This window comes from Catellatospora sp. NPDC049133, assembly GCF_040648455.1.
Lineage (GTDB): Bacteria > Actinomycetota > Actinomycetes > Mycobacteriales > Micromonosporaceae > Catellatospora > Catellatospora aurea.
In genome coordinates this window covers 17,732-37,311 of record NZ_JBEZDT010000013.1, presented here as the reverse complement: position 1 = coordinate 37,311, position 19,580 = coordinate 17,732, and the positions used below count along the sequence as shown (strand labels likewise).

Annotated in this window: 20 protein-coding genes and 1 pseudogene; 5 read left to right on the top strand and 16 right to left on the bottom strand. The window is 69.9% G+C overall.

What is annotated here, in order from left to right:
* Positions 1-48: 48 nt before the first annotated feature.
* The 7 genes and pseudogenes from AB0B35_RS16715 to AB0B35_RS16685 all read right to left on the bottom strand — a co-directional run bounded on the left by AB0B35_RS16715 (position 49) and on the right by AB0B35_RS16685 (position 6,158).
* Entirely contained in the window at positions 49-1,086 is a 1,038-nt protein-coding gene (locus AB0B35_RS16715) for an ISL3 family transposase (protein ID WP_361045963.1), read from the bottom strand.
* Positions 1,083-1,361: a transposase family protein gene (locus tag AB0B35_RS16710; protein ID WP_361045961.1), complete on the bottom strand. Its 279-nt coding sequence runs from the start codon at positions 1,359-1,361 to the stop codon at positions 1,083-1,085. Before AB0B35_RS16710 ends, AB0B35_RS16715 begins: the two co-directional genes overlap by 4 nt.
* Positions 1,362-1,500: 139 nt before the next feature.
* Positions 1,501-1,683 (bottom strand): annotated as a pseudogene (locus AB0B35_RS16705) (hypothetical protein); the annotation flags it as partial.
* On the bottom strand, positions 1,680-2,657 hold the full coding sequence (locus AB0B35_RS16700; protein ID WP_361045959.1) for an IS701 family transposase: 978 nt from the start codon (positions 2,655-2,657) through the stop codon (positions 1,680-1,682). The gene AB0B35_RS16700 and the pseudogene AB0B35_RS16705, both read right to left, overlap by 4 nt.
* 118 nt (positions 2,658-2,775) lie before the next feature.
* Positions 2,776-4,263: a group II intron reverse transcriptase/maturase gene (gene ltrA / locus AB0B35_RS16695; protein ID WP_361045956.1), complete on the bottom strand. Its 1,488-nt coding sequence runs from the start codon at positions 4,261-4,263 to the stop codon at positions 2,776-2,778.
* 506 nt (positions 4,264-4,769) lie between these two features.
* The gene (locus tag AB0B35_RS16690) at positions 4,770-5,162 is read right to left on the bottom strand and encodes a transposase (protein WP_361046311.1); all 393 of its coding nucleotides are present in this window, start codon (positions 5,160-5,162) and stop codon (positions 4,770-4,772) included.
* Positions 5,163-5,513: 351 nt separating this feature from the next.
* Positions 5,514-6,158, bottom strand: a complete 645-nt coding sequence (locus tag AB0B35_RS16685) for a DUF2510 domain-containing protein (RefSeq protein WP_361045954.1) — start codon at positions 6,156-6,158, stop codon at positions 5,514-5,516.
* Between the two features lie 996 nt (positions 6,159-7,154).
* On the opposite strand from AB0B35_RS16685, the gene AB0B35_RS16680 reads away from it, so the two are divergent.
* Entirely contained in the window at positions 7,155-7,559 is a 405-nt protein-coding gene (locus AB0B35_RS16680) for a hypothetical protein (protein ID WP_361045951.1), read from the top strand.
* A 150-nt stretch (positions 7,560-7,709) separates the two neighbouring features.
* Here AB0B35_RS16680 and AB0B35_RS16675 read toward each other — a convergent pair whose 3' ends face one another.
* Complete coding sequence (locus AB0B35_RS16675) at positions 7,710-8,660, bottom strand: NADP-dependent oxidoreductase (protein ID WP_361045950.1); 951 nt, start codon at positions 8,658-8,660, stop codon at positions 7,710-7,712.
* A gap of 69 nt (positions 8,661-8,729) precedes the next feature.
* On the opposite strand from AB0B35_RS16675, the gene AB0B35_RS16670 reads away from it, so the two are divergent.
* The 4 genes from AB0B35_RS16670 (at position 8,730) to AB0B35_RS16655 (ending at position 13,598) form a co-directional block, all read left to right on the top strand.
* The gene (locus AB0B35_RS16670; RefSeq protein WP_361045948.1) at positions 8,730-9,686 is read left to right on the top strand and encodes a helix-turn-helix domain-containing protein; all 957 of its coding nucleotides are present in this window, start codon (positions 8,730-8,732) and stop codon (positions 9,684-9,686) included.
* 358 nt (positions 9,687-10,044) lie between these two features.
* A complete protein-coding gene (locus AB0B35_RS16665) occupies positions 10,045-11,217 on the top strand; it encodes a branched-chain amino acid ABC transporter substrate-binding protein (protein ID WP_361045946.1) in 1,173 nt (390 codons plus the stop codon).
* Positions 11,218-11,799: 582 nt separating this feature from the next.
* Positions 11,800-12,210 (top strand): hypothetical protein, encoded by a 411-nt coding sequence (locus tag AB0B35_RS16660; protein ID WP_361045944.1) that lies wholly within the window; start codon positions 11,800-11,802, stop codon positions 12,208-12,210.
* A gap of 158 nt (positions 12,211-12,368) precedes the next feature.
* Entirely contained in the window at positions 12,369-13,598 is a 1,230-nt protein-coding gene (locus AB0B35_RS16655) for a serine hydrolase domain-containing protein (protein WP_361045942.1), read from the top strand.
* Positions 13,599-13,710: 112 nt separating this feature from the next.
* Here the strand turns inward: AB0B35_RS16655 and AB0B35_RS16650 are convergent, their stop codons facing one another.
* The 8 genes from AB0B35_RS16650 to AB0B35_RS16615 form a co-directional block, all read right to left on the bottom strand.
* Positions 13,711-14,283, bottom strand: coding sequence for a hypothetical protein (locus AB0B35_RS16650; RefSeq protein ID WP_361045940.1), 573 nt, complete (start codon positions 14,281-14,283; stop codon positions 13,711-13,713).
* A gap of 99 nt (positions 14,284-14,382) precedes the next feature.
* Entirely contained in the window at positions 14,383-15,159 is a 777-nt protein-coding gene (locus AB0B35_RS16645) for a class I SAM-dependent methyltransferase (RefSeq protein WP_361045938.1), read from the bottom strand.
* A 160-nt stretch (positions 15,160-15,319) separates the two neighbouring features.
* Positions 15,320-15,646 (bottom strand): hypothetical protein, encoded by a 327-nt coding sequence (locus AB0B35_RS16640; protein WP_361045936.1) that lies wholly within the window; start codon positions 15,644-15,646, stop codon positions 15,320-15,322.
* 24 nt (positions 15,647-15,670) lie between these two features.
* Positions 15,671-16,063, bottom strand: a complete 393-nt coding sequence (locus AB0B35_RS16635) for a VOC family protein (RefSeq protein WP_361045934.1) — start codon at positions 16,061-16,063, stop codon at positions 15,671-15,673.
* Positions 16,064-16,185: 122 nt separating this feature from the next.
* Positions 16,186-16,686 (bottom strand): hypothetical protein, encoded by a 501-nt coding sequence (locus AB0B35_RS16630; protein WP_361045932.1) that lies wholly within the window; start codon positions 16,684-16,686, stop codon positions 16,186-16,188.
* A 359-nt stretch (positions 16,687-17,045) separates the two neighbouring features.
* A complete protein-coding gene (locus AB0B35_RS16625; RefSeq protein ID WP_361045929.1) occupies positions 17,046-17,684 on the bottom strand; it encodes a Fic family protein in 639 nt (212 codons plus the stop codon).
* Positions 17,671-18,834 (bottom strand): hypothetical protein, encoded by a 1,164-nt coding sequence (locus tag AB0B35_RS16620; protein WP_361045926.1) that lies wholly within the window; start codon positions 18,832-18,834, stop codon positions 17,671-17,673. Before AB0B35_RS16620 ends, AB0B35_RS16625 begins: the two co-directional genes overlap by 14 nt.
* A gap of 38 nt (positions 18,835-18,872) precedes the next feature.
* Positions 18,873-19,244 (bottom strand): hypothetical protein, encoded by a 372-nt coding sequence (locus AB0B35_RS16615; protein ID WP_361045923.1) that lies wholly within the window; start codon positions 19,242-19,244, stop codon positions 18,873-18,875.
* Between the last annotated feature and the right edge of the window lie 336 nt (positions 19,245-19,580).

Here is a 19,580-nt window from a genome sequence, read left to right as displayed (position 1 = left end):
CAGAACAAGATGATTACGGTCGCGGAGACCTTGGCGGTCCGACCGGCCTCAGCGGGGGTTGAGGTGGCCGCGGTGGCGTCGCGTCGTGGCGCAGCGGGTGCGTAACCGCTGGTTGATGGGGTTGCGGAAGCCGTACGCGTCACGGGCGAGGGTCTTGGTCACGCGGTTGGTGGCCTCAGAGCCGGCATTGGTGATCCCGGTGTGCAGGAACGCCAGGATCTGTGGCCACCAGGTCTGCACGGTGTCGGCCAGACGCTGCAGCTCGGTCAGGTCCGAGTCCGCGCAGCGGTGATAGAAGCGGTAGAGCAGGTCGGCCACATCCTCACGGTCTGGGTGAGTGCGGGCCGTGGCCAGGAGGTCACGCAGGTCTTCCTTGGCGTTCCACGCGGCTAGGATCGGCAGTCCGATCCGTGGAGGCAGGCCCTTGAGCTCTCCTTCGAGCTCGGCGACCAGGTCGCCGCTCATCCTGGCCGCGCTGCGGGTCAGCCGGTTGCGCAACTCCCATTCCCGGTCGCGTTTGCGGCCGCGTCGGCCGCGGACCTGCATCGTCACGCGGCGGCGTACGTCGGTCACCGTGGAGTTGGCCAGCTGAACGAGATGGAAGTGATCGACGACGAGCTGGGCGTGGGGCAGCGCCTGCCTGATCGCGGACTTGAAGATCGTGCACATGTTGATCGCGACGTAGCGCACCTGCTCACGCCACGATTCCGGCCGCGCCATCAGCCAGTCGACGACGACCTGGGCGGTGCGGCCCTCGACCTGCCCGAGCAGGCCCTGCCCGCCGGACAGGTCGACCAGGCCGACGTGCCACCGGTCGACCACGGTCTGCCAGGACCGTGTGGCCTCGTCGAACTCCCACTTCGGCCTGCCCCGCCGGATCTCGTCGATGCCCAGGACCTGTACCGGCTGCGGTTGGGTGGGCAGCACCACCGCGGCGTGCGCGGTGAACGCCGCAGCCACCACCGGCCAGGACACGTCGTGATCACGCGCTGCCTGCACGATCGTGCGCCCGCCGTCGGCGACCGCGGCACCGGCCGCCGACCGCGACCGACAGGTCAGCCGCTTGCGGGCCGGGACGGCGGTCACCGCCGGGTGAACGAGGCGCGGGCACAACCGGGCTCGTCGCAGCGCCAACGGCGCTTGAACCAGCGCAACCTGGTGGGACGCCCGCCCATGGGCAGGTCACGAGGCTCGGTAACCCGCCGCCCCTTCGATCTGCGCGCCGTTGTTCCGCACTCAGGGCACCGCCGCGCCTGCTCATCGGCAGTGGCCAGGTCCACTATCGGGCCGCCTGGTCCCTCGGCGACCGCGGTGACCGCCAGGCCGTCGAGACCCAGCAGCCGGGTCGTAGCATCTTCCATGCCCGTGGCTCTTCACTTGTGGTCAACCTTGCTTCGACAACAAGATGATCACTGAGAGCCGCGGCACCATCACGCCAGGAGTCCACGCCAGGCATCCACGCGCCGTGCGGCGCAGCCGACCCCCACGAACTTCGTTGAGCCGGTAAACGCGTCCGTATTGTGCGTAGAGTTCGCCAGCGTCGTAAAAGTGCATCCACGGTGGCTCGTTGTCGGGCTGGCTGCCGGCGAAGGCCTCGCTCGCCTCGGCTAGGCGGCGTAGTGCATCGTCCCTGCGTCCGAGCGCTGCCAACGACGCGGCTTCGGCTCCTAATACGGCAGTCACGTTTGACTCCTGAGCTGCTGTAACTCGCGACGCCGATAGTGGCAGCTTCGGGCTATGGCTTGGTGTCGGCGTCGCCAGTAGGACCAGCGCAGCAGGTTGGCGATGTCGGGTGGCCGGTGGTGCAGCGCGTTGATCAGGTGGCGGGTCTCGGCGACGGTCAGGGCGACCATCTCGCTCGTGGTGATGCTGGTCAGGGCCAGGGTGGTAAGGGTCAGGACGGCCAGGGCCAGCATCGCCAGGATGGTGAACCGGTGCCACGAGATCCAGTTCCGGCACTGGTACTGGTCCAGGCCGACCTGTCCCTTGGCGATCTGGAACGTCTCCTCGACGGCCCACCTGGTGCCGGCGACGCGGACCAGCGTTCCAAGCGGTGCCGGTCGCGGGGTCCAGCAGCGATAGAAAGCGAGGTCGCCGTCGCTGTTGCGGCGGATGAGCAGGCTGTGCAGGCCGGGTCCGTCGTCGTGGATGCCGACCCAGGCCCAGTCGTAGAACCGCTCACCTTTGGAGCCTGGTCCACAGCTGCGTCGCTGCCAGGCCAGCTCCGACAGCCACGACTCGGTGACGTCGACACGCTCTTTGACCACCGTCGTGACCTGGGTGTAGTGGTTGCGGGCCACGGCCAGGACGTAGCCGATGCCCTGCTCACGCAGCCGTTGTCGCAGTGCCGGGTCGCGGCCGTAGGCTTCGTCGGCGGTGACGAACCCGACCCGGACTCCGGCGGCGACCGCCGCGTCGATCATCTGCACGGCCAGGGCCGGCTTGGTCGCGAACTCCAGGTCGACCGGGACGCCCGCCTGCTGGCAACGCTCGGCGTCGACGGCCCACGACTTCGGCACGTACAACCGGCGGTGTACCAGCGCCCGGCCGTGCGGCGAGGCGTAGGCGAGGAAGACCGCGACCTGGCTGTTCTCGATCCGCCCGGCGGTCCCGCAGTACTGGCGCTGCACCCCGACCGAGTACACGCCCTTCTTCAAGAGTCGGGTCGGGGACGAGGCGCCGCGCAGCGTTTCGGCTGTCGGTTTCCTCGTCCCCGCCCGCCGAACCGGACGTGCACGTTCCCGCGCATCCGGCTCTCCACGTGATCACGATGGTTCAGGCGACGAGTTCGCTGACCTGTGCGACGAACGTGACGTCGTCGTGGCTGGTCCTGCGGAAGCGGGCTCCCGCGGGGTCGACCACGTCGAGGTTGAACGGTGTGCTGATTTGCGCTCCGCGGAAGCGGTAGCGCTCGACCCGCATCTTCGCCGGGTTGTAGAGGACGATGCCGTCCTCGGCGATCCGGTCGCTGCCGTAGTAGCTGCGGCGGATCTGGCCCCAGGTCAGGTGGGGGTGCTTGCGGCGTATCCAGTAGACCATTCGCCACCAGGCATACCAGCCCAGGTAGGAGAACGTCTTCTTGGACACGCCGTAGCGGAAGTACGCGGCCCAGCCCCGCAGGATCGGGTTGATCTTCCGCAGCACCTCGTGCAGGGCGAGAGATGTGGTGCCCCGCCCTGTCCACTTCTTGATCTTGCTCATGACCGCCGCCAGGGTGTCCTTGGACGGGTAGGTCAGCACCACCGGGCCTCGGTTCCACTGCTTGCGCTGGATGCGAAAGCCGAGGAAGTCGAACCCGGCGTCGATGTGGGTGATCAGGGTCTTCTCTTCCGAGAGAGTCATCTTCAAGTCGCGGGCCACGATCTCGGCGATCTGCTGCTTGACCTGCTCCGCCTCCTCCCTGGTGCCATGCACGAGCACCACGAAGTCGTCGGCGTAGCGGATCAGGCGGTAGTTCGGCCGGCCCGTGCGGCGGCGGTGTTGCCGCCTCCACGGCGGGCTCATCTGTTCATCCCAGACCTTGGCGAAATGCCGGTCCAGGACGGACAGGTAGATGTTGGCCAGCAGCGGGGAGATGACTCCACCCTGCGGCGTGCCGGTCAGGCTCGCCGCAAAGCCACCCTGCTGTTCGACAACCCCGGCCCACAGGAACGCACGGACCAGACGCAGCACCTTCTTGTCGGCGATGCGTTCGCGCACCAGGCCCATGAGCACCTGGTGGTCGACGTTGTCGAAGCAAGCCTTGATGTCGCCCTCGACGATCCATTCGTAGGTCGACGGCTTGCGGGTGAAATGGTGGATCTCGGTGATGGCGTCCTGAGCCCTTCGTCCAGGCCGATACCCGTAGCTGGACGGGTAGAAGTCGGCCTCGAAGACCGGTTCCAGGACCAACTTGAGCGCCATCTGCGCCACCCGGTCGCGCAGGGTCGGGATCCCCAGATAGCGGACCTTGCCGCCCTTCTTCAGGATCGCCGTCTGCCGCACCGGCAACGGGATGAAACTCCCGTCGCGCAGCGAGGACCGCAGGTCTTCCAGGAACGGGATCAGCCCGTCGTCACGAGTGACGGCGATGCGGGTCACCGAGTCGACTCCTGCAGTCATGGAGCCTTTGTTGCCTGCCACCCGCTCCCAGGCGTGCATCAGCGTCGCCCGGTCGCAGACCAAGTTGAAAACATCGTCGAACTGGCGCGCCGGTTCTGTCCTTGCCCAACGGTGCAGCTTGCGTTGGTGTTCGAGTACCCGCGCCTCGGCCTGGCTGAACAATGGCCAGTCCTGGTGCGGTGCGTCGCTGTTCAACGACGGCCTCCTCCATGCCTGTCAAGATGCCGATCACGCTGTCGCCCTTCCCCATGTGCCGGGCTTTCCCCGGCTCGGAGTACTACGGCGACTCCGCCACGACTCGATGCCATCAGCGGGCGTCACGCCTGCCCGCCGGACGACCGGCAGCCGCCCGGAGAGGGCGACATCGAATCGCTTCCCACGTTCACTGAGGACCTCTGCGACGGGGATCGGTGCCCAGCTTCACCCCGGTGGCATCGCCACGGACCGCACATCGCAGTCTTGGTCCGGGCCTCCCGCCGCCCACAGGATAAAGACGGCGGAAGAGGAGGAACTACCGGATAGAGCTTCCTCCAGCACCACAAGCGGCCCATCCACCAGGTTCGACAGACTGCTGACGACTCACGGGGCTTCAACCACTGGTTCAGATCTCCTTACACCTTCCCGTCCTAGCTAGCGGACACGCGCCGTCTGGTGGTGCCGACACGCTCCTACGTTGTCGAGACTGCTCCCGGCCTCACCCCTGACCCGAGGGTCGGCCTGTCTCCAGCTTCACCGGTCACTGCGATGACCAGCGGCGGACTCCTCCTTCCGCACGGTTCCTCAGCGCCTCGTGGCGCACATCCCGTCTCGTCGACGATCAGAACACCGTCCGGGTCGCCGAGGTGTTCGGAGACGTATCCGTGCAGGTCGTCGCGCAAGGCGTTGGGATCCCATGATGCGGAGTTCAGTAGTTGTTGCATGCCGTCGGGGCTGCGGTCGCCCGCGGTCTCGGCGATGGTCCAGCAGTTCTTTCCGGGCACCTGCGACAGTAGGCCCAGCAGGTAAGCCCTTGCCCGGCGTCGTGGCTCCACCCGGTGGAACCTGCTGGCGATCCGCGCCATCAGGTCATCCAGCGACGACGTCCAGCCAGTTAGATCATCAAGGGCCATGAGCACAGCAGTCTACATAGGACATACAGCCCGTTGATCTCCGAGCCATAACTCTGGTTATGTTCGCCCACGCCTTCCTCGCCGTGACGGCCGCGCAGGCGCAAAAGGGGGCACTGCGACCCGGCCCGGGCTCATCCCGCTCACCCTCGCCGAGGTCCGACGTCTCCTGGCACACCTGAGCTCCACCGCCCGCACCACCGATCAAGTCAATCGATGGTCATGGTGGCGTCGTCGACACCAATACCGCTCACAAAGATGCCACTACCAGCGAAGACTCCTGCAAAGCAAACTGCGGCTGGAGTACTAGTGGAGTGGGTCGCTGAACGTCTGGCCGTTGCCAGGGCTGACGTATTCGGTCCACACCGACCCGTTCCAGTAGCGATACGCGTGACGGCCGACCGGATCCGAGTGCCAGCCGGCAGGTGCAGCAGACGCAGGCGTGCCCGTCCAGAGGTCGCGCAACCATGACAGCATTCCGCGGGCGGCGCCGACATAGCTGACGGGAACGGCGACGGACTCACCACGACCCATGTCGAAGTAGGACATGTTCCCCGCTTTGAGGAACACCACGTCGCTGGGCGCCAGCGGCACTGCGAAGGCCGTCGACCACACGGAGCCGGATTCGACCGTGTAGAGCTTGCGCAGCGTAAGAGTGGCGCCGGTAGGCCCTGCCCCGATACTCACCAGAGTGTGCGGCGTCCACGCGCCGGCGCCGTACGCCCGCCCGACCGGCGTGAGACCGCCGTGCCCGGCCGTGTCCTGGGAGGCGGCGCTCTGCACCGACATCCGGCCCTCGACGAAACCATAGCGAATCGGCGAACTGCGTGTGCCGGCAGACGTCGACCGCGTTTGATGCGCGGCGTTGTCAGTGCACGGGTGCTTGGGCCAAGGCGGCCCCACCTCGTCGAAATAGACGCGACTGCCGTACTCGTTGGAGTAGAAGAACACCGCAGCCCCGCACACCGGACAGCGGGCATTCGGCCGCATCCACCGTGCCGAGAAGCTCCGCGGAGCGTGCCACACCCGACGCACGGGCGCGGGAGCGTACGCGGCCCCACGGTGCGATCTCCAGGACCTCCGCTGCGACCACCTGGCGGAGCCGGACCGCGTCACAACGTGCGGGGCGACCCAATGCCGCCTGCCATCACGGCCACGTCTCCAATGCCCGCGGCGGCGGTAGGTGGTCATCGGTCCCCCAGCGACAGATCGTGATGCCCTTCGCGAGCGGCCTCGCGCCAGCACTCGCCGGTCACCGCGCCACCCGGAATCCACCCAGCCCACGTCGGAGCCGGGCGAAAGCCACAGTCCGACCCTAGTAACGGCATCTCCTGCATGCCACCCCCGCCGCAGTTCTTCACCCGCAACCGCCCACCTTGCAACCGGTCGTTGGCCTCTGGCCAGCCGCCAGGTCGGCGCTCAGTGCCCGTCCAGGGGATCAGAAGAATCGGACGAACCCGCCACACGCTCGCCGCGCATCTCACGGCCGCCGACTAAGCGTGACCGTCGACGAGGAGGCGGGCGGTCGACATGCCGGAGGTGCTCGCCGATGTGATGGCACCCGCCGCACTGCCAATCCTCGGGGACGTCGCCGTTCCCCGCCTCAGCAGTGCGCCGCCAGCTCAGGCGCCCTCCACGAGCCTGCCGCCGGTGGGCAGATCCGCGGTCCAGCCCTCTCGCACACTGCTTCGCCGCAGCCGTCGCCGTATGCGGTTCGCGTTCGCGGCCGGCACGCCCGCCTCGACGCTGCTCGCCTCCCAACAGTGTCAGCGGCCGCGTCAGTCCAGCGACGGCCCCGTGACAGCACGGTCCGCGACCGTAGGCGCCATGAACGGTTCCGTGACACAGCCTCAGCACCCGCGGAAGGCAACAGCACACTGCCCAGGACCTCCACTCCACCGGCCGCCCACCGGACCCGAATCCGTACCGGCTTCGAAGGAGCACAACATGTCACTCACCCTCAGCCACCAGGACAAGCTCACCCTGCGCACCGCCGCCTACAGCGCCGTCACGCTCCTTGCGACAGCCGGCGCCGCTGGCGGATCCCCGCACCGGATCGCCACCGACGGCTCCATCGCCCTGGCCTCCGCGACCGGGCCCGTCGGGCACGTGCTCGCCGAGAAGAGCACGGGCGTGAAGCTGAAGGGCAGCTCGGTGGCCGCGATCGCCGACCAGGTCCTGCCCGCGCTGACCGAGGCGATGAGCCTGCTCAAGAAGCAGGACCCGGCCGAGGCTGACAACTTTCGCGGCGCCGTCCTGGTAGCCGTCGAAGCCGCCATCGGCAAGGACGGCGTTAGCCCCACCGTCGCCGACATAATCCGCAAGATCACCGCGGTCCTCGACGCCGTGTGACCGCCTGTCCCGGGGTCCAGAGAAGGACCCCGGGGAACGGCGTGATCCCGGTCAAGGCAGGGCTGACCGGCGTCGCCCACCGGATCCCGCGCACTGCTCATCGAAGACAGCAGCGCCAAGCCAAGACTGGGCACTTGATGCTGCCCGGGCTCAGGAGACGGTCAGCACGATCTTGCCGGTGGTGCGGCCGGTCTCGCCCAGGGCGTGGGCCTTGGCGGCGTCGGCGAGCGGGAAGACGGCCTCGATGTGGGCACGCAGCGCGCCGGCGGCCGCCAGGTCGGCGACGGCGTTCATGCCGGCACGGTCGGCCTCGACGAGGAGGGTCTCCACCCGGATTCCGCGGGCCGCGGCCTTCGCCGCCTCGCCGGGGTCGGTGCCCGGCAGCAGCGACACGAGGATGCCGCCGGGGCGCAGGACATCGAGGGAGCGGGCCCGCGTGTCCCCGGAGACCGGGTCGAGGACGATGTCGACGTCGCGGACGGCATCGCGGAAGTCGACGGCGCGGTAGTCGACGACTTCGTCCGCGCCGAACGAGCGGACGAGATCGTGCTTGGGGGCGCTGGCGGTGCCGATGACGTACGCGCCGCGGGACTTGGCGATCTGGACGGCGAGGTGGCCGACGCCGCCGGCCGCCGCGTGGATCAGGACCCGCTGCCCGGCGCGGACCTCGGCGGTGTCGACCAGCGCCTGGTATGCGGTGAGGGCGGCGAGCGGCAGCGCACCCGCCTGGACGTGGTCGAGGCCGGCGGGCTTGGCGGCGAAGGCGCGAGCGGGGCCGGTCACGTACTCGGCGTGCGAGCCGACGCCGTGCGGGTAGGGCAGCATCCCGAAGACCTCGTCGCCGGGCTTGAACAGGGTGACGCCGAAGCCGGTGGCCTCGACGACGCCGGACACGTCCCAGCCGAGCACGAGCGGCAGCCGGCCGAGGAACAGGCCGGCGGCGCGGTGCTTCCAGTCGGTCGGGTTGACGCCCGCGGCGCGGACGGCGACGAGGATCCGGCCGGGCCCGGGAACGGGTCGGGGGAGCACGACCGGGGTGAGGACGTCGGGGGTGCCGTAGGTGTCCTGGCTGATGGCGCGCATGGTGGTGTTGTCGGTCATGGCTCCAGCCTCGCTGGAGACCCGGCCGCGTACCATGGCACGAATGCCAACTTCCAACGGGATCGTGCCATGACCGTCCACCGGGTCGCGGTCCTCGCGCTGGAGGGCGTGTACCCCTTCGAGCTCGGCATCCCCAGCCGCGTCTTCGGCGCGCTCCAGGACCGCTACGAGGTCGTGACCTGCTCCGTCGACGGCGGACCCGTCGTCACGAACGCGGACTTCTCGGTGACGGTCGGGCACGGCCCCGAGGTCCTCGCCACGGCGGACACCGTCCTGATTCCCCCGTTCGACCTGTCGCGGATCTCCCGCGAGCTGCCGCCGGGAGCCGCGGGGGCGCTCGCCGCGGTCCGGCCCGGCACCCGGATCGTGTCCATCTGCACGGGGGCGTTCGTGCTGGCCGCCGCCGGGCTGCTCGACGGCCGGCCGGCCACCACCCACTGGGCCGTGGCCGCCGTGTTCCGGTCCTGGTATCCGGCCGTCGCGCTGGATGCGGAGGTGCTGTTCGTGGACGACGGCGACGTGCTGACCTCGGCCGGTGCCGCCTCCGGCGTCGACGTCTGCCTGCACCTGGTGCGCCGGGATCACGGCGCGGCCGTCGCCAACCACGTGGCAAGGGTGTGTGTCGTGCCGCCGTGGCGCGACGGCGGCCAGGCCCAGTACATCGAGCACCCGGTGCCGCCGCCGTCGGCGATCGGCACGTCGGACACCCGGCAGTGGGCGCTGGAACACCTGCACGAGCCGCTGACGCTGGTCCAGCTCGCCGGGCACGCCCGGATGAGCCTGCGTACCTTCGCGCGCCGCTTCAGCGATGAGGTCGGGATGAGCCCGGGGCGCTGGTTGATCCAGCAGCGCGTGTCGCGGGCTCAGTTCCTGCTGGAGACCACCGATCTGGCCGTCGACGACATCGCCGGACAGGTCGGGTTCGGCACCGGGACGTCCCTGCGCGAGCACTTGCACGCCGCCATCGGCGTGACGCCGCTGGCCTACCGCCGCACTTTCCGCGGTTCCGCCGCACCGGCACGCTGAGCGCCTCCCGATCACGGCCCGCGCGGGCGGGAGCCTGCGCTGCCGCCGGCGCCTGCCGGCCGGAGCGCGCCATCGCGGACCCCGACGACGGGCAGGCTCGCGTGCCCGGCATGGGTCACCGCGACGCCCGGGTCCGGCCACGGCGCGACGGCCGCGCGGCGCCTTCACACCGTCGACCGCACTGTCCTGGCAGGCAGAGGGCCACTCCAGGATTCGGCGTGGCCCTGGGTCTCGGAGATCGACATCCGCACGGCGACGTGGCGGTGCCTTGTCGATTTCACCAGGTGGGACGCTCCGCGGGCGGGGATCGAGGCCGGGAAGGTGGCTGATTTGAGGATTAATCATCACAATTGCTGGCATGAAATTGTCGAGGGTGCTCGGTGGCACGAGCCGTCGGCTGCTGGCCGCGGGTGCCGTGCTCGCCGTGGCTGCGGCAACCCTCGTGGGCTGTGACAAAACCGATAAAACGGATGAAAGACCGCCCGTTCGGCTCGGGGCACTGCTCCCGCTGACCGGATACTTCGCCCCGACCGGCCAGCCGATGGCTGACGCGTACAACATGGCGGTCAAGGAGGCCAACGAGGCGGGCGGCGTACTGGGCCGCCCGGTGGAGATCGTCTTCGGTGACGACGCCTGCGACCCGGCCGCGGCGGTGGCCGGCGCCAACGAGCTCGTCGGCAAGGACATCACCGTCTCGGTGGGCGGCGGGTGCAGTGTGGCGGCCGTACCGAGCCTCAAGATCTTCCACGCGGCGGGGATACCGATGATCATCCCGGCTGCCAACTCCACGGATCTGCTCGCGCCCGGCTACGACAGCGTCTTCCTGCTCGCCGGAACCACCAAGCTGGAGGCGAAACGCAGCATCGAGGTCATGGGCGAGCTCGGCGTCCGGCGGCTGGCCGTCGTCGATGACGGCACGAGCTTCTCCGACACCCTGGCGTCGGAGACGACCACGTTCGTCCAGGAGGCCGACGGCGGGACGACCTTCACCGGGCGGCAGCGCGTCAGCCAGGGCGCGACGAGCTATCCCCGGGTCGTCGCGACCGTGCTCCGGCAGCGGGCGGACCTGGTCTTCTACACCGGCTACTACGCCGAGGCCGCCAAGCTGATCCGGGACCTGCACGCCGCCCACTACACCGGCAAGATCCTGCTCGCCGACGCGGGAACGGACCCGGCCCTGCTCGAGCAGATCACCCCGGCCGAAGGCGACAACCTCTACGGTCTCTCGCTGCCCGTGGCCCAGTTCATGCCACAGGCGTCGACGTGGGCCGCGAAATACCGCGCCGCCTACGGCAGACAGCCGGGGCCGTTCACCATGCAGTCCTACGACGCCGCCCGGCTCGCGATCAACGCGATCGCCCGCGCCGGCACCACCGACCGTGAAGCCGTCCGCAAGGCGATCGCCGACACCAAACCTGGCGACGTCCAACTCCTGTCCGGACCGTCGGAATTCCGCCGGGACGGCACGCAGGTCAACCCGACCTTCCTGCTGCTGCGGGCCCAGAACGGGGCGTTCGCTCTGGCGGACTAACCGCGTAGGACGCGCGGGCCGCAGACGAGGCGGGCACCTGCTGTCGAGGCCGATCATGACCTGGCCGGCCGGTTGCGCTTGTCGCTGCTCGAGGCCGAGGGCCTGTTCGTCGGCTTCTCCACCGCGCACCATCCACCGCAGGATCCGGCAGTTCACGCCCAAAGCGCTTCCAGCCTGGCGGGGTGGCTGCCCGCAACAGCTCGGCTCGACCTCCAGCGCGCCTGCCGGCACGTGGCGGACCGAATGCCGCCGTCAACCGATCCCGCTATCGGCCCGCCGCGCTGCTTCCGGATGCACCACCGAGGGCAGACCCGTACCGCCGTCGACCCGAGGGCTGGCGGTCGAATGCGGGCTGAGCACGGTCTTTCGCCTGCAGCGGGCGTCCGCGCGGGCGTCACGTCGCCGTGTCAGCGGCCGTGTCAGGACGGCGACGGCCCCACGACAGGACGCCCCGCGATCGTAAGCGCCATGAACGGCACCGCGACACACCCGCAAGGCACCGAGAGCAACGCAGCACACCCAAGCCCCACGGTCCGCCCCCCGCTCACCGCATCCGCGCCAACGCCGAAGGAGCACACCACCATGTCCCTCACCCTCACCCTCAGCGACCAGGACAAGCGCACCCTGCGGACCGCCGCGTACGGCGCCGTCTCGCTCCTGGCGGCGGCCGGTGCCGCAGGCGGCTCCCCGCACCGGATCGCCACCGACGGCTCCATCGCTCTGGCGTCGGCCACCGGCCCGGTCGGCCACGTGCTCGCCGCGAAGACCAGGGACCTGAAGCTGAAGGGCACCTCGGTCGCGCAGATCGCCGACCAGGTGCTGCCCGCCCTGACCGCGGCCATGAGCCTGCTCAACCGTCAGGCCCCGGCCGAGGCCGGCAACTTCCGCGACACCGTCCTGCTCGCCCTCGAAGCCGCCACCCGCAAGGACGGGGCCAGCCCCACCACCGCCGACATGATCGGCAAGATCACCGCGGCACTCGACGCCGCGTAACCGGCCGCCCCGGGGTCCTCGCGGACCCCGGGGCCCGGACGGCCGATCCACACAGCTCAGAACCGGCGTCGAGGCGCCGGCTCTGCTCCGGGATTCCGCTCGGCAGCACGACGCCGGACCGATCCGGCACACCTGACGAATACACAAGGAGACTCATCATGAACAACGACAACCGCGGCTTCTCTCCGACGGGGCTGCGCAAGATGCGCGACGTGCTGGCACGCCACGTCGACTCCGGGAAGATCCCCGGCCTGGTCGCCCTGGTCAGCCGCGGAGACCAGACCCACGTCGAGACGATCGGGACGATGCGCCACGACGGCGGCCCGCCGATGCGCCGCGACACGATCTTCCGGATGGCCTCCACGTCCAAGCCCGTCACCGTCGCCGCGGCCATGATCCTGCTCGACGAGTGCCGCCTGCGGCTGGACGACCCGGTGCAGCAGTGGCTGCCCGAACTCGCCGACCGGCGGGTCCTGACCCGGATCGACAGCCCCCTGGACGACACCGTCGCGGCACGGCGGCCGATCACCGTACGGGACGTGCTGACCTCCACGTTCGGCATCGGCATGGACATGACCGCGCTCGGAACCCCGATCATGGGCGCGATCTTCGAGCAGGGGCTCACGCCGAACCTGCCCGAGCCGATGCCCGAGCCCGACGAGTGGCTGCGCCGGCTCGGTGCGCTCCCGCTGATGCACCAGCCCGGCGAGCGCTGGCAGTACCACATCGGCAACGACCTGCTCGGCGTGCTCGTCGCCCGGGCGTCGGGCCAGACGTTCGAGACGTTCCTGGCCGAGCGGCTCTTCGAACCGTTGGGCATGAAGGACACCGGCTTCCACGTACCCGGCGACAAGATCGACCGGCTGCCGCCGCTGTACGCGCCCGACCCGCAGACCGGGGAGTTCCACGTGTGGGACGACGCGAGCAGCGGAAGGTGGAGCCAGGCTCCGGCGTTCGCCGGCGGCGGTGGCGGGCTGGTGTCCACGGCAGACGACTACCACGCCTACTTCCGGATGCTGCTCAACAACGGCATGCACGGCTCGGAGCGGATCCTGTCCCGCGCCGCGGTCCAGCTGATGACCACCAACCAGCTCACCCCTGAGCAGAACGCCGCCCGAAACGCCATGGCCCGCGACAACGTCCACATCTCCTTCGGCCAGGGCCAGCACGGCGGCTGGGGGTACGGGATGGCGGTGCGCACCTACCGTGGCGACTACGCCAACATCGGCCAGTTCGGCTGGGACGGCGGCAGTGGCACGTCGACCTACGCCGACCCCGGCGAGCGGCTCACCGGGATCCTGCTCACCCAGGTCGGGGCGTCGGTCCCGGACTCGATCAGGGCCATGCACGACTTCTGGACCACGGTCTACCAGTCGGTCGACGACTGACGACAGGCGTCCAGGGGCACGGACGACGCCCGCCGTGCGCGGCGGGCGCCGTCTGGCGCAAGGACCGAAGACAGGGGCGGCGCGACTCCATCCGGGTCGCGCCGCCCTCGTGTCAGGCCAGGGCCAGCATCCACTCCACGCCCCGGCGGGCCGCAGGGATGCCCGGCTCGCGGGACTGAGCGGTGACGACAAGCACCCGGCCGTCCGTACGCGGATAAAGGTAGACGCCCTGCCACCACCGTTGCCCCTCGTGCTCGTACGCCAACTCGATGACCTGCACACCGGGGCCCATCGTGCGGCGGGCGACAACCGTCTGACCCGGGGCGATCATCGAGTCCGGGTCGGCGAGGCGCACCGGGCCCTGCACGGAGATCGACGCGTCGTGCTCGCCTACCAGGCAGAACGGATCAAGGGTCGACTCGACGCTGAAGCCGGACGGCCAGGCCGCGATGAAGCTGCTGGTCTCGATGGCCCAGAACCGATGATCCGGGCCGGGCTCCACGTCGACGATGCCGGGCACGGAGTGCGCGTCCGCCGGGTCGACGAGTGCCTCCGCGGGGCCGGTCGCCCCCCAGTTCGTCACCACCACGGCGTCGGCCGCGACACCGGAGCGCTCGAACGTGTACGGCCAGTACGGTGTCAGCGCGACACCGTAGCCGACGAGGCGAGCCAAGACGTGTCCCATGGGCGCGCACTGTAGTCACGGCCACCCGCCGAAGATCTCCAGCCCTGGCGTCGACGGCAGTACGCCACCTGATACCGGGCGGGCAGACCCGCGCCGCTGCTATCGCGGCTGCGGCCGCAGGTCGGCCCGCAACTGCAGGAACCGGAACAACCCTGGTCGACCGGCGACCTTCTGGTACTCGTCGACGACGGCGTCCACGAACGCGGGAACCTCCTCAGCCGGCAGCCGCGACGTCCAGTCCGCGAACCCGACCGTGCACCACTGCGCGAACTGCTCCCGCGAGCCGAAGTCCCATTCCCGGTCGACGACCGACCGCTGCACGACCTGCAGACCCGCACTGCCCGCGATCACGGAAAGCTCGTCGGGCTCGATGTGCACGAACGGCTGAGCGAAGCCGGTGAACGCGCGCGCCCAGCGCGGATCGCGCGCCGTGTCCATCGCGACGCGTTCGATGCTCGGGCGGTCACCTCGGCAGACGAACTGCACGAGCACCCGCCCGGTGGGTTTGAGCGCCGCCGCGATGTTGCGGTAGGCGGTCTCCTGCTCGGTCACCCAGTGCAGCGCGTTGAACGAGACCACGAGGTCGAAGTCCGGCCCGAACGCCATGGTGACGACGTCGCCGACCTGGAACGACACGTTGGTCAGCTGGTCGTCGGCGGTGCGGGCCACCTCGATCATCCGCGGCGACGGATCCACACCGAGCACGGTTCCGTCGGGCACCATGGAGGCGATCAGCCGGGTCACGTAGCCGTCGCCGCAGCCCACGTCGAGGACCTGCTCGGTGCCCGCGACCGTCACGGATTCCAGGCAGGCCGTCGCCATGGTTCGCTGGAGCGCGCTGATGTGGGCGTACCCGGCGCCGTCCCAATCGGCCATCCGCACTCCCGGACGTCATCCAGCTGAAGCACGCCCAGCCGGTACCGGACCGTTCCCGGAGCCGGCTGGCTCGTCATGCATTCTGCCGCCTTCGCCGGGCGGAAACCGGTCGACGCTTTTTCTGGATCGGTTCAAGGCGAAGGAGTCCGCCGGACCGCGGTCAGCCGGCCGAACCCTTGACCGGCATGGGCCCGGGGGCTAGGCGACGGATGCCGGTCAGCAGCGCGGCGACGAACGGGTCTTGCTCGAACCGGCCATATCCGCCGCTGTGGCGGTGGCCGCGCACTTCGTGGAACAGACAAGCCCGAAGCACGTCGAGATCGTCGCCCAGCTCGGCCGGCTCCTGCCAGCGGTGTCTGACGGATTGGACCAGTCTACTGAGACCCTCCATCTCGCCGTGAAGTTCGTAGCCGTTGTAGCTGTGCGCGAACTCGACGAACTCCGAGCTCTCGGCATCTGCGGAAGGCACCCGCACCTGCTTTGCCATGATCGACCCGACCTCCGTGTGTGCTCAGGCCAGGTTCAGTTGCCAGGACACCCCGAAGCGGTCGTTGACCCAGGCGAACCGGGTGCTGAAGCCGTAGTTCGAGGGCGGCATGAGTTCCTGGCCGCCTTCGGACAGCGCCGCGTGCAGGCGGGTGAGTTCGGCGTCGTCCTTGCACCGGACGAACAGCGACAGTGACGGCGTGAACGTGAAGGCATGCTTGACGAAACTGTCGCTGCACAGCAGCCGCTGCCCGGCCACCCTGAATTCGGCCAGCTGCACGCCGGTGTGCTCGCCCTGGTGCGGCGTCACGCTGAGGACCTCGCCGTCGTCGAACAGCGAGACGTAGAAGTCCATGGCCTGCGTGGCGGCGCCTTCGAACATCAGGAACGGAGTGATCGCGGGGTCGTCGGTGCTCATGGCCGAACGTTAGGCAAGTGTCTGCTTGCCTGTCAAGGCGACCCGCGTCGCCTGCCGTGGTCGGGACCCGGCGATCGTCACGCCGATGGCACCCGGATCCCGACCACATCGGCTGCTGCGGGTCAGCCCACCGGGTTGAAGCCGCGCCCGTCCAGCTCGTTGATGAGCGCGTCGTCGCGGGTCACCGCGATGCCACGGCCGCGCAGCTCGGCGATCAGCTCGGCCTCGCGTTCGACGGGGATGTGCAGGAAGTCGCCGTTGAGCGCGGTGAACTCGCCGGCGCCGAACCGGGCCTGCAGGTCTTCGGGCAGCAGGTCGAAGGCCCGGGACGTCACCATCGGCGGCCAGTCGCCGTCGATCACCGGCCCGACCTCGCTGATGTCGAACGCGGCGTCGTCGGGTTCGGTGTTCGGGTCGTCGTCAGGGTCGTCGAACGCGACCGGGTTGTCCACGTGGCGGGTCTGCAGGCGGCGGGCTTCGCCCCAAGTCGCGGCCGCGGCGATCGCACGGATCTCCGCGGCTTCGGCGGCGGCGGTGGTGGCGTCGGCGAAGGCCAGGCTGTCGTGCAGCTCGGCGTGGCCGTATACGAGCCGGATCGGCTCCTGCGAGGCGGTGCTGTTCATGGCGGCAACGTAGCCGAAAGGATCTTCATGGGTGACCCCGAACGGGCAACGTTCCGCCAACTCTTGCCGCATGCCAGGCCGGATCCGGGCGCCGTTCGGCCGGGGCTTTCGCGCGCCCGGCGGAACCCGCGTTCCGAGTGGTTGATCAACCTGGGTGTGACCGGTGGTGCGGCGGGGCCGCCCCTTCACTGGTGTCGACCCTGCGTACGACGCTGGATCTGCTGGGTTTCCGCCGCATGACAGACAAGATCGACGGACTGCTGTGCTTCGGCCTGACCATCGCCGTGCGTTCCGGCCGGGTGACCCGCGAGAGCCACCGCTACTGCCGCAACGCGGACTGAGGCGGCATCGCAGACCTGCTACCCGTGCGCCCGCAGTCGGCGGCGGCGGGTGGCCGCGGCGATGCCGTGCACCAGCCGGGCCAGGTCGGCGGCCCCGTCGGCGTCGTCGGCGCGGCGCACCGTCGTCAGGATCGGGGCGACCTCGTCGAGTTCGATGCCCTCACGCAGCAGCACGAACTGCAGCACCAGCCCCGCCAGGCGGGCGTTGCCGTCGTCGAACGGGTGGAAGAACGCGACGTCGAGGTACGCCCGCGCCGCGCGGGCCGTCACCGGGACCGCCCGGTCGGCGGTCTGGGCCAGGCACGCGACGAACCGCTGCTCGGTGTCGGCGTGCAGCCCGTACCGTTCCCGGCCGTTCTTCGCGTACGCCGCCGCTTCTCGGAACGCCGCGTCCGGGACACCACGGCTGATCCCGTTCCAGCGGGCCAGCAGATCCAACGTGAGGTCGGCATCGGCGGCGGCTTCCCGCCGCACATCCCGGTACGCCGACAGCAGCCGGTTCGACCGCCGGGGGTCACCCCCCGCCGGTGCGCAGGCGAACGCGGTGAAGCCGTCCCGGACCGCCGGCACCGGCGCGTCCGGGTGCGCGACGACGTCCCGCCAGGCCACGGTTTCCCGCACCCGCTGCCACACCGCCAGATGGTCAGCCGTGGTCAACGGCCACCCGCCGGGCCAGGTCCTCGGCGACCGACTCCACGACCGCCCGCGCGGGCTCCACCCAGCTGTCGAAACGGCCCGCGACCGCGTGTTCGAGCAGCTCCTTCCGGCGGGCCGGTGCGATGCCGGCCGCTTCGAGAAACCAGCCGAGCACGGTCGCGCAGCAGCTGTACCAGCCGGACTCGTACTGCGTGCGGTCACCGACGGCGGTCACCAGATGCGCGACGGCGCGCTCCCAGCCGTCCAGGTCACCGGCGGCAAGCGGCAGGAACCGCTCGAACCGCTCCGCCAGGTCGTCGAGCCACTCGCGCCACTCCACCAGCGCCGCGGCGATCGCGGTCACGGCCGCCTCCGGGGTGGTGGCCGAGTGCGGCAGGCAGCACCAGGAGCCGACCGGGCCGCCGTCGAGGTCGCCCTCGCCGACCGACCAGCGCCAACCCACCGCCCACCGTCCGTACCGGCCGACGAGCCCGGCCGAGATGTTCTCCAGCCACAGCTCCCGCAGCCGCCAGTCGGCTCCCGGCGACGGCAGCTCGGCCGCCGCGACCAGGTCGCCCACCACCGCCGGGACCGTGCCGGGGGCGTACCCCCGGTCCGGGAGCTGGGTGTCCGCCCAGCTCAGCTCGCTCGGATAGGGCAGGGGGCGTTCGCGTGGGCCCGCATGGACGGCGACCCGGCCATGGCCCTGGACAGCACGCCAGGCGGGCGGCTCGCCGGTACCGTCGGTTGTCGCCGGGGCAGCGGCGGCGAAGCGGCCGCGCGCATCGGTGGCGAGCTCCACCAGCAGTTCGTGCCAGGCCACGACCGCCTCGGCGATGCGGGTCAGCGTCTCGTCCGGTGTCGTCACCGGCGGGCGCTGTGCTCGCCAGACCGGAATGACCCCGCGGCCTTGGAAGTCCTCCATCGCGACCGTGTATGACCAGCCCACCACCCAGTCGCCCAGGCGCGCGACCAGTGCCTCGGTCATCCGGTCGAACCAGAAGTCGACCAGCCACCGGTCCGTGCCGGGCGGCGGGACCTCGGCTGCCGGTGGCAGCGCCCGCACCAGTTCCGCGACGGCCGCCGGATCGAATCCGGGCCGCACTCCGGGATCGACATCGCGCCAGGTGAGCAGCCAGGGCTCAGTGATGTCGACTCGATCAGCGGTCATGCTCGGCCTCCCGTACGGCAGCCAGCGAGCCTAACGGATCACGGCGGCGGTGTCAGACCAGGTCCCACCGGTCGAGCAGCAGCGTGAGCAGGGACTCGCCGACGAGCGCGATCACCGCCCGTGTTGGACGTCGCCACCTTCCACGGCGGTTGCGATCCGTCCGCGGGTGTGAAGTATCCGGCGCAGTCGGTCCATTCGGTCATCGTCTCGTGGTCGATGACCTCCGACGTGCAGCCGGAGACCCGGACGGTGCCGGGCGTGCCGGCCCACCCGGCGCGGGCGAGCGACTGCGCGCTCAGCTCCCGCACGAGCAGGGCGTTGAACCGCATCCAGAGCAGTGCCACGGCGAGCAGGCACAGGCGCACGAGCACGACGGACGCCTTCTCCCGGAAGGCGGCCGCGCTGCTCATGAGGCAAAGCTACCTGCGGGTGGCGGACCTGCGGAACGTCTCGGGCGGGACCTGTGGTGAATCCACACAGGACGTTCGCGACATCGACCGTTTCCGGAGGTGGCCACGTGGCACGATCACCGCACCGTCGTCGTGCCGGTGCCGGCCGACTGGACGCCGCAGGGCAGGGTCGCCAAGCGGACCAAGACCTGCCTGGTCTGGGAGCGTTGCTGCGGCCGGACGCGGCATCGGATTGTCGTGGCCGGGCGGCCGGTGTGGCCTGGGCCGATCGATGATCGGCATGGGTTGAATTGAAAGTTGCCTCTGGTGTCGCGCAGCAGGGATGTGCAACGATCC